Raw genomic sequence first — 8,750 nt, 5'->3', positions numbered from 1 at the left:
TTGGTCGGCACGAAAGCGGACACGTCGCCAGCCTGCGTTTCGATGATGGGCAGCGCGGTCAACGAACCGGTCTTGCCCTTCACTTCACCGTTGGTGAACTTCTCGACGTACTCCACGCTGACGCGGGCGGCGCGCTCGAGCAGACGGCTGTGCAGGTAGAACACGTCACCCGGATAGGCTTCACGGCCCGGCGGGCGACGCAGCAGCAGCGAGATCTGGCGATAGGCCCAGGCCTGCTTGGTCAGATCGTCATAGATCACCAGGGCGTCCTGGCCACGGTCGCGGAAGTATTCGCCCATCGTGCAGCCGGCGTAAGGCGCCAGGTACTGCATCGCGGCGGAGTCCGAGGCGGAGGCGGCCACGACGATGGTGTATTCCATCGCGCCGAACTCTTGCAGTTTGCGCACCACATTGGCAATGGTCGAAGCTTTCTGACCAATGGCGACGTAGATACAGATCAGGTCTTTGCCCTTCTGGCTGATGATCGAGTCGACGGCCACCGCGGTCTTTCCGGTCTGGCGGTCGCCGATGATCAGCTCGCGCTGGCCGCGGCCGACGGGCACCATGGCGTCGATCGCCTTGATACCCGTCTGCACCGGCTGCGACACGGATTGGCGCCAGATCACGCCAGGGGCGATCTTTTCGATCGGATCGAGTTGCTTGGTTTCCACCGGGCCCTTGCCGTCGATGGGCACACCCAGGGTGTTGACCACGCGACCGATCAGCTCGGGGCCGACGGGCACGGAAAGAATCTCGCCGGTGCACTTGACGGTGTCGCCTTCGGAGATTTGCTCGTAAGGGCCCAGAATCACCACACCGACCGAATCACGCTCGAGGTTGAGCGCCAGGCCAAAGGTGTTGTTCGGGAATTCGAGCATTTCGCCCTGCATCACGTCGGACAGCCCGTGCACCCGCGCAATACCGTCGGTGAGGGACACGACGGTGCCCTCGTTGCGGATATTGGCGCTGGCGCCCAGACCTTCGATGCGACTCTTGATGAGTTCGGAAATTTCTGCGGGATTAAGTTGCATGGGAGCCTCTAAGACTTTAAGCGGTGAGAGCGACTTTCATCTGCTCCAGCCGGGCGCGGACCGAGGTGTCGAGCACTTCGTCGCCTACAGCGACACGCACCCCCCCGATAAGCGACGGATCGATTTCCACAGTGGCGTGCAGCTTGCGGCCGTATTTGCGCTCGAGCGCCCGGAGCAAGCTGTCGAGCGCCTCGCCTTCCAGCGGGAACGCGCTGGACACCACGGCCTCGACCTTGCCTTCGGCCTCATCCTTGAGCACGCGGAACTGCTCGGCGATCTGCCCGACGGCGGCGAAACGCCGGTTTTCGGCGAGCATCTCGACCAGATTTTTCAGCACAGGAGCGACGGTTCCGGGCAGAGCACCCAGAACCAGATCGGCGAGTTGCCGCGCGGAAACCTTCGGGCTGCCCATCACCTCGCGCAAAGCGGGATCGGCAGCAATCTGGGCAATCTGGTCCAAGGCGTCCGCCGCTTGCGCGGAGGGAATACCGGATTCGCGCACTGCGGCAAAAGCGGCTTCGGCGTAGGGACGGGCAATAGTGGCGAGTTCAGCCATGGCGCACTCCGATTACAGCTCGGCCTTGAGCCGGTTCAGCAGATCGGCATGCACCTGCGGATTGATCTCGCGATGCAGAATGGCCTCGGCGCCCTTGACTGCCAGCGCTGCCACCTGGTCACGCAATTGCTCACGCGCCTTGACCGCTTGCTGATCAGCCTCTGACTTGGCCTGCGCCACGATGTTTGCCCCGACCTCCTCGGCCTTCTTGCGCGCCTCTTCGATCACGGCCTGCGCACGACGCTCGGCATCAGCCAAGCGTCCCGCGCTCTCCTGATGCGAGCGGGCAAGTTCGTCTTCGACCTTGCGATTGGCCGAAGCGAGTTCAGACTTGGCGCGATCGGCGGCAGCCAGACCGTCGGCGATTTTTGTTGCGCGTTCATCGAGGGCCTTGGTGATGGGGGGCCACACGAATTTCTTCGTGAACCACGCCAGCAGCAAGAAAACGATGATCTGCGCAATGAGTGTTGCGTCCAGATGCATGGCGCTAACCTTTGCTTCAGATGGGTGAACAGATCGTTGCTGGAGTCAAGCGTGGCTTACTTCAGAACGAACGGGTTGGCGAAGGTGAACATCATGGCCAGACCGACACCGATCAGGAAGGCCGCGTCGATCAGACCGGCCAGCAGGAACATCTTGGTTTGCAATTCGTTCATCAGCTCGGGCTGACGTGCGGCAGATTCGAGATATTTGCTGCCCATGATGCCGATGCCGATACAAGCGCCGTTGGCGCCCAGACCAATGATCAGACCTGCGGCCAGTGCGACATATCCGAGAACGTGTTCCATGCTTGCTCCTAGTGAGTTGAAGTGGTGAAGAAAAAAGAAATCAGAAAAAAACGAAAGTGATCAAAACCGATTAATGGTGATCATGCGCCTGACCGATGTAAACCAGGGTCAGCATCATGAAAATGAAACCCTGCAGCACGATGACCAGCAGACTGAAGATCGACCAGGCCAGACCGGCTGCAATGTTGCCAAAGAACAGCGCCCAGCCCGTCAAGCTGCTCAGGCCGGCAGCCCCCATGAGCGCGATGATCATGAACAGAATTTCTTCGGCGTAAAGGTTGCCGAACAACCGCATGCCGTGCGAGAGGGTTTTCGCCAAATATTCGAGCAACTGCATGGCGAAATTCAACGGCCAGAGCAGGAAGTGGTTGCCAAACGGCGCGGTGAACAACTCATGCACCCAACCGCCGATCCCCTTGACCTTGATGCCGTAGTACAGGCTCAACAACAGAATGGTGATCGACATGCCCAGGGCGATCGACAGGTCTGCCGTAGGCACCACACGCAAATACATATGCTCCGGGTCGTGGCCGGCAGCAGCGCCCGCGGTTTGCCAGAGGCGGGGCAACAGATCGACAGGAATCAGATCCATGAGGTTCATCATCACGATCCAGACGAACGAAATGAACGCCAGCGGAGCCACGAATTCGCGCGACTTGGCATTGCGCACAATACCGCGCGCCTGCTCGTCCACGAACTCAACCAGAAACTCGACCGCAGCCTGAAGCCTGCCCGGTTTACCACTGGTCATGTTTTTGGCGACGCGCCACAGCACGTAGCACGCAATCACCCCCAGCAGCACGGAGAAGAAGAGGGAATCGATGTCGACGATGCCAAAGTCAACCACCCCGGTACGCGGACCACTGGTCCATTGCGTCAGGTGGTGAACGATGTACTCGCCTGCGGTGATGGTGTGTTGTTCTGCGGACATGGTCGACTATTTTGAGGAGGGCCGCCTGCGCGGCACGACTGGAATGGATCAGGCTGCGCAACTCGTTTTCTTGCCGCGCAGAATCAGGGCGACCCAGTACACCTGCAAGGTCACGACGACAGCGATCAGCATCGCGGCCCAACTGAGGGGCTGCACGATGCGCGGCGCAAAAAACAGAAGCACGATGGTCAAACCGATTTTCAACAACTCACCCAGCGCAAAACCGTAAACGGCAACGCCGGGCTTCAATTTGGACAGCCAGAGCTGAATGGATAGGGCAAACAGCGCGGAGGGCACGGCAATGATGGCAGCGCCATACAGAGCAGACCATACGACCGAGAGCTTGCCCGCCGCAAAAAACCAGCTCACCAAGGCAACGATCAGGCCGACCACGGCCTGCAGCGCCACCACGCGCCACACCGAAACCTGCGGCTTGCGCAGAAGCAAGCTTTGCACTTCAGCGCGCGTCATGGGCGCAGCCGGCGGCACGTCTTGCTCGTCTTTCCAGGGGTCGATGGATGGCACAGTTTGGTTCAAGGCAAAAACACTCGGGTCAGCGATGTAGGCGACTCACAATGTAGGCGACTCATTTAGGCGGCTCAATCGCCAGCCCATGAATTGAATTTGGGTTGAAGCCCGCCCACCACACCCGCGCAACCCGCGATGGGTTGTTGCGACGGGTAACAATTGGCGTGCAGGTCAAACGGCGAAAGTATAGGGGAAAGTCGATACAGCACCAGCTTTTTTCGTGCAGCTGCACTTAACATTGTGTCGGGTCAACGTTCTGTCATTTCTCTTGACAGCCGCGTCGCCGCTGACCTCAATTTATGCAAGCGCGCATTTCATCCAAGTTCGGGAACTTTCATGACGGCTCTGCTGGTCTTTTTACATCTTGTCGCCGCGGTCATCTGGATGGGTGGTATGGCGTTCATTCTGTTTGCCATGCGGCCCGCCGCTTTCGCCCTGCTTCAGCCGCCCGTGCGCCCGCAGTTCATTCTGGCGACGCTGCAACGCTTCTTCCCTCTCGTCTGGCTCAGCATCGCGGTGATTTTGATTTCGGGATTGATCATCATGCTGCAGGTCGGCTTCGCCCAGGCCCCCGTGGGCTGGCACGCGATGCTGGGCATCGGTCTGGTGATGATGGCGGTCTTTGCGCACATTTACTTTGCACCGTTCCGCCGCGCGCGCCGGGCCGCCTCCCGGCAGGACTGGCCCGCTCTGGGTCGCGCGCTGGAGCAGATTCACCCCTTGGTGGTGCTCAACTTCACGCTGGGCTGGATTGCAATTGCGGTTGTGCTGCTCTGGCATTGAGCGCCTGAGCACTCAATTGGATGCGACTGCAGACATCAGCCGCGCCAGCTCACGCCAGACGGCATCGGGCGAGATGTGGTTGAGGCAGTTGAGATGCCCCAGCGGACAGGTGCGTTGAAAACAGGGACTGCAATCGAGTTGCAGCCAGAGCGTTGCGCTGTGGTGCGCCGCAGGAGGCGTGTGGCGCGGATCGGTCGAGCCGTACACCCCCACGGTCGGGCGCTGCAGTGCGGCGGCCACATGCATCAAACCGGAATCGTTACTCACCGCACCGCTGCAACTGGCGAGCAGGGCAATGGCGTCTGCCAACTGCGTGGCTCCGCACAGATTCACGCTGCCCGGCGAGAGCGCGGCAATCTCGGCACCAGCCGCAGCATCCCGCGGGGCGCCGAGCACAGCAACGGCATAACCGGCTTGCTGCGCCTGGATGGCCAGTGCCGCATAGTGCGCGACCGGCCATTGCTTGGCCGGGCCGTACTCCGCGCCGGGGCAGAGGGCAATCCAGCGCGGCGGCAGACCGAACCGGCGGCGCGCCTCGTCGGCTTCGTCAGGGGAAATGCGCAGGGTTGGCTCTGGAATCGAAACAGGGCTGGGCGCGCCGTCAAACTTCGCCAGCGCGGCGTAATGTTGGCGCATGTCCGTGCGGCTCTCACCCTCCGGCCGGGGAACACGGCAGGACACGGGCGACAGCGCCATCGGCTCGGAGGCTGCTCTCACCCGAGCTGGCTCGTCCGCCTCAACCCGATCAGTCAGCAGCAGGCCGCGCGCCTCGCCGGCATAGCCAATGCGCTGCGGTATGCGCGCTAGCCACGGCACCAAGCGTGACTTGACGTTGTTGCCGAGGATGTAGGCCTGCTGGAAACCCGCACCACGCAATGGCTTTGCGATGCGTCGGCGAAGCGCGAGATCGAGCTGACCATGCGCGAACGGCGCCTCGATGACCTCGCTCACTCCCGGCATGGCACGCAGCACCGGAGCCACACTGGGCAGCCCTAGCGCGCTGATCTCTTCGCCTCGGGCAGCCAGCAAAGCCACCAAGGGCTGGGCCATCACCGCGTCGCCGATCCACTGCGGGGCGATCAGCAGAACACGGGTCATGCCGGATGCGCACTCAATGGCCGTGCACCACTTCGCCCTCCGCCAGACGATAGCGGGTGCCGCAGTAAGGGCAGGCCGCTTCGCCGTGCGTCACGTCGATGAATACGCGCGGATGACTGCTCCAGATCGGCATATTGGGATTGGGGCAATACGCGGGCAGGTCCTTGGCCTTGAGTTCGACCACGGGCATGTCGGGCTTGGGAATGGCGCTCATGTGCAAACCTCAGTCAAGTGATAGGGATATCTTGCTCAGACCATCGACAGCCAGTTGGCGTACTTGGGGTTGCGTCCGCCGACGATGTCGAAGAAAGCATTCTGGATGCGCTCGGTGATCGGGCCGCGATACCCAGGGCCGAGGGCGATGCCGTCGAGCTCGCGGATGGGGGTGACTTCGGCCGCCGTGCCGGTGAAGAAGGCTTCGTCGGCGATGTAGACCTCGTCACGGGTGATGCGCTTTTCCTTGATGGTCAGGCCAAGGTCTTCGCAGATGGCGAATACGGTTTTGCGGGTGATGCCGTTGAGCGCGCCCGAAGACAGGTCGGGGGTGTAGAGCACGCCGTCGCGAATGACAAAAATATTCTCGCCCGCGCCTTCGCTCACAAAGCCCTGCGGATCGAGCAGCAGCGCCTCGTCATAGCCGTCGTTGGTGACCTCCATATTCGCCAGAATGGAGTTGGTGTAGTTGCTCACCGCCTTGGCGTTGCACATGGTGATGTTCACATGGTGGCGGGTGTAGCTGCTGGTCTTGACGCGAATGCCGCGCTTGAGCCCTTCTTCGCCAAGGTAAGCCCCCCACGGCCACGCTGCGATCATCAGATGAATGGTGTTGCCGCGCGGCGAGACACCCAGCTTCTTGTCGCCGATCCAGGTCAGCGGACGGATGTAGCAGGAGTCGAAACCGTTGACCTTGACCACGTCGATCTGGGCCTGCATGGCCTGCTCGATCGTGAAAGGAATCTCCATGCGCAGAATCTTGGCGCTGTTGAACAGGCGCTCGGTGTGATCGCGCAGGCGGAAGATGGCCGCGCCCTTGTCGGTCTTGTAGGCCCGCACGCCCTCGAAGGCGCCGCAGCCGTAGTGCAGGGTGTGAGTCAGGACGTGGATCTTGGCATCGCGCCATTCGACGAGCTGGCCGTCCATCCAGATTTTGCCGTCGCGATCCGACATGGATGTGGGCATGACCATGATGTGTTGTCTCCGCAGAATAAAAGGGTCATTCTAGAAACTCCGCGACGCACGAACTCTGCGCGCGGAGCCTGCTGCCTTACAGCGCTGCCAACGCCGCGTCGTAGTTGGGCTCGTGGGCGATTTCGTTCACCAGCTCGGTGTGCAGCACGGTGTTGTCCTTGTCGAGCACCACCACCGCGCGCGCGCACAGCCCGGTGAGCGGGCCACCGGCGATGCCTACGCCATAGGCTTGAGCGAAACTGCGGTCACGCATTTCCGAGAGGTTGACCACCTTGTCCAGCCCTTCGGCGCCGCAGAACCGGGCCTGGGCGAACGGCAGATCGGCCGAGATGCACAGCACCACGGTATCGACCTTTTCGCTGGCCCGCGCATTGAAGGCCCGCACCGACTGCGCGCAGGTGGGGGTGTCAATCGACGGGAAGATGTTGAGCACCTTGCGCTTGCCCGCGAAGTCGGCCAGGGTGCGGTCGGCCAGGTCTTTGTCGGTCAGGCGGAAATCGGGGGCTTTGCTGCCTTTGGCGGGCAATTCGCCGCTGGTGGGAACAGGATTGCCCTGCAGATGGGTGGTGGCCATGCGAGTCTCCTTCGGGGTGTCGTCAGCGAGTGACAGAGGTTTGCATGGTAGAGGCGCAGCGACTTTTTTTCAGGCGGCGGCTGCTGCTCGGCCCGAGCGGTCTTCAGGACTTGCGCGTGACTTCTGCGTGCACCTGCCCCGAGGGCACGTGACGCGCGGCGGATTGCACATGCCCGGCCTGGTCGTCGAAGAAAAAATCGGGCTGAAATTCGCGCAGGAACGGCCCCTTGTCCAGCCCGCCGAGAAACATGGCTTCATCAATGGTGATGTTCCAGTGCATCAGGGTGCGGACGGCGCGCTCGTGCGCCGGAGCGCTGCGCGCCGTGACCAAGGCGGTGCGCAGGCGCATGGGGGTGGAGCCATCGGCGCTGGCCCTTTGCAGGCGGTGCAGGGCTTCGAGCAGAGGCTTGAATGGCCCCGGCGGCAGCGGCAGCGCGGCCTTGCGGGCTTCGTGCTGCTGGAAGGCGGGCAGACCTTCGGTCTGGAAAACGCGCTCGGCTTCGTCGGAGAACAGCACCGCGTCACCGTCGAAGGCGATGCGCACTTCGTCGGGATGCGCCTCGGACGCACGCGCCGACTCGGGGTAAACCTGCGCCGCCGGATAGCCGGCGTGCAGCGCAGCGCGAACATCGTCTGGCTCGGCCGACAGAAACAGATTGGCCTGCAAAGCGTGTAGATATTGATAAGGCGCGCGGCCCCGCGTGAATACGCCGCGCTCGATGGGCGTGCCGTGGTGTTTGGCGGAATTGAACACCCGCAACCCGGACACCGGGTCGTTGCGCGACAGCAGCACCACTTCCACCCGGTCGCGCTGCGCACCGCTGGTGTTGAAAGCCAGCAGCTTGCGTACCAGTTGGAACGCCACGCCGGGATGCGCCGGACGCTCCAGCCGGTCGAGCTGCAGCCGCATGTAGGCGGCGTCGTCGGCCTGCTCGAACACGCGGTTCTCCTCCTCGAAATCGAACAGGGCGCGCGAGGAAATCGCCACCACCAAACGGTCGTTCAAATCAGCAGGCATGGAAAACTTTTCCGGGAAGGGCTGAGAACCCCGCCGGGCCGCCCCAAGAGGTTCTCGCCCCCTGGGGGGAGAACCGAGCGCAGCAAGGTTTTCGGGGGGGACTCATTTCACCAGGTTGTTCATCTGGATGATGGGCATCATCACGGCCAGCACGATGAGCAGCACCATGCCGCCCATGACCAAGATGAGCAGCGGCTCCAGAATGGTGGTCAGGGTCATGGCGCGGCGCTGCACTTCCTGCGCATGCTGCACGGC

The 8,750-nt window shown here is 62.1% G+C and carries 13 protein-coding genes; 1 reads left to right on the top strand and 12 read right to left on the bottom strand.

What is annotated here, in order from left to right:
• From atpA to AC2VLV_RS13815, 6 genes are all read right to left on the bottom strand, one after another.
• Positions 1–1,031 (bottom strand): F0F1 ATP synthase subunit alpha (gene atpA / locus AC2VLV_RS13840; protein WP_486990531.1); only part of this gene is annotated, 1,031 nt, incomplete at its 3' end.
• 16 nt (positions 1,032–1,047) lie between these two features.
• Positions 1,048–1,587, bottom strand: a complete 540-nt coding sequence (locus AC2VLV_RS13835) for a F0F1 ATP synthase subunit delta (RefSeq protein WP_486990530.1) — start codon at positions 1,585–1,587, stop codon at positions 1,048–1,050.
• A gap of 12 nt (positions 1,588–1,599) precedes the next feature.
• Entirely contained in the window at positions 1,600–2,070 is a 471-nt protein-coding gene (locus AC2VLV_RS13830; RefSeq protein WP_486990529.1) for a F0F1 ATP synthase subunit B, read from the bottom strand.
• A 56-nt stretch (positions 2,071–2,126) separates the two neighbouring features.
• Positions 2,127–2,375, bottom strand: coding sequence for a F0F1 ATP synthase subunit C (gene atpE / locus AC2VLV_RS13825; protein WP_013107156.1), 249 nt, complete (start codon positions 2,373–2,375; stop codon positions 2,127–2,129).
• Between the two features lie 70 nt (positions 2,376–2,445).
• Complete coding sequence (gene atpB, locus AC2VLV_RS13820; RefSeq protein ID WP_486990528.1) at positions 2,446–3,306, bottom strand: F0F1 ATP synthase subunit A; 861 nt, start codon at positions 3,304–3,306, stop codon at positions 2,446–2,448.
• Positions 3,307–3,354: 48 nt separating this feature from the next.
• A complete protein-coding gene (locus AC2VLV_RS13815; RefSeq protein ID WP_486990527.1) occupies positions 3,355–3,843 on the bottom strand; it encodes an ATP synthase subunit I in 489 nt (162 codons plus the stop codon).
• Positions 3,844–4,170: 327 nt separating this feature from the next.
• Here AC2VLV_RS13815 and AC2VLV_RS13810 point away from each other — a divergent pair, with 327 nt between their 5' ends.
• Positions 4,171–4,617 carry a CopD family protein gene (locus AC2VLV_RS13810; RefSeq protein ID WP_486990526.1) on the top strand — a complete coding sequence of 149 codons (447 nt, stop codon included), beginning with the start codon at positions 4,171–4,173 and terminating at the stop codon, positions 4,615–4,617.
• Positions 4,618–4,629: 12 nt separating this feature from the next.
• Here AC2VLV_RS13810 and waaF read toward each other — a convergent pair whose 3' ends face one another.
• The 6 genes from waaF to AC2VLV_RS13780 all read right to left on the bottom strand — a co-directional run.
• Complete coding sequence (gene waaF, locus AC2VLV_RS13805; protein WP_486990525.1) at positions 4,630–5,715, bottom strand: lipopolysaccharide heptosyltransferase II; 1,086 nt, start codon at positions 5,713–5,715, stop codon at positions 4,630–4,632.
• A gap of 13 nt (positions 5,716–5,728) precedes the next feature.
• Positions 5,729–5,929: a zinc-finger domain-containing protein gene (locus AC2VLV_RS13800; RefSeq protein WP_286728861.1), complete on the bottom strand. Its 201-nt coding sequence runs from the start codon at positions 5,927–5,929 to the stop codon at positions 5,729–5,731.
• A 35-nt stretch (positions 5,930–5,964) separates the two neighbouring features.
• Positions 5,965–6,900: a branched-chain amino acid transaminase gene (locus AC2VLV_RS13795; protein WP_486990524.1), complete on the bottom strand. Its 936-nt coding sequence runs from the start codon at positions 6,898–6,900 to the stop codon at positions 5,965–5,967.
• 79 nt (positions 6,901–6,979) lie between these two features.
• Positions 6,980–7,477 (bottom strand): thiol peroxidase, encoded by a 498-nt coding sequence (gene tpx / locus AC2VLV_RS13790; protein WP_486990523.1) that lies wholly within the window; start codon positions 7,475–7,477, stop codon positions 6,980–6,982.
• Between the two features lie 103 nt (positions 7,478–7,580).
• A complete protein-coding gene (locus AC2VLV_RS13785; RefSeq protein ID WP_486990522.1) occupies positions 7,581–8,495 on the bottom strand; it encodes a 5'-nucleotidase in 915 nt (304 codons plus the stop codon).
• Between the two features lie 102 nt (positions 8,496–8,597).
• Positions 8,598–8,750: type II secretion system F family protein (locus AC2VLV_RS13780; RefSeq protein WP_486990532.1), on the bottom strand; the 153-nt coding region annotated here is incomplete at its 5' end.

Source organism: Thiomonas sp. TH-17 (assembly GCF_057473305.1).
The sequence above is the reverse complement of the archived record's forward strand: the minus strand, read 5'-3'. Positions and strand labels throughout refer to the sequence as shown.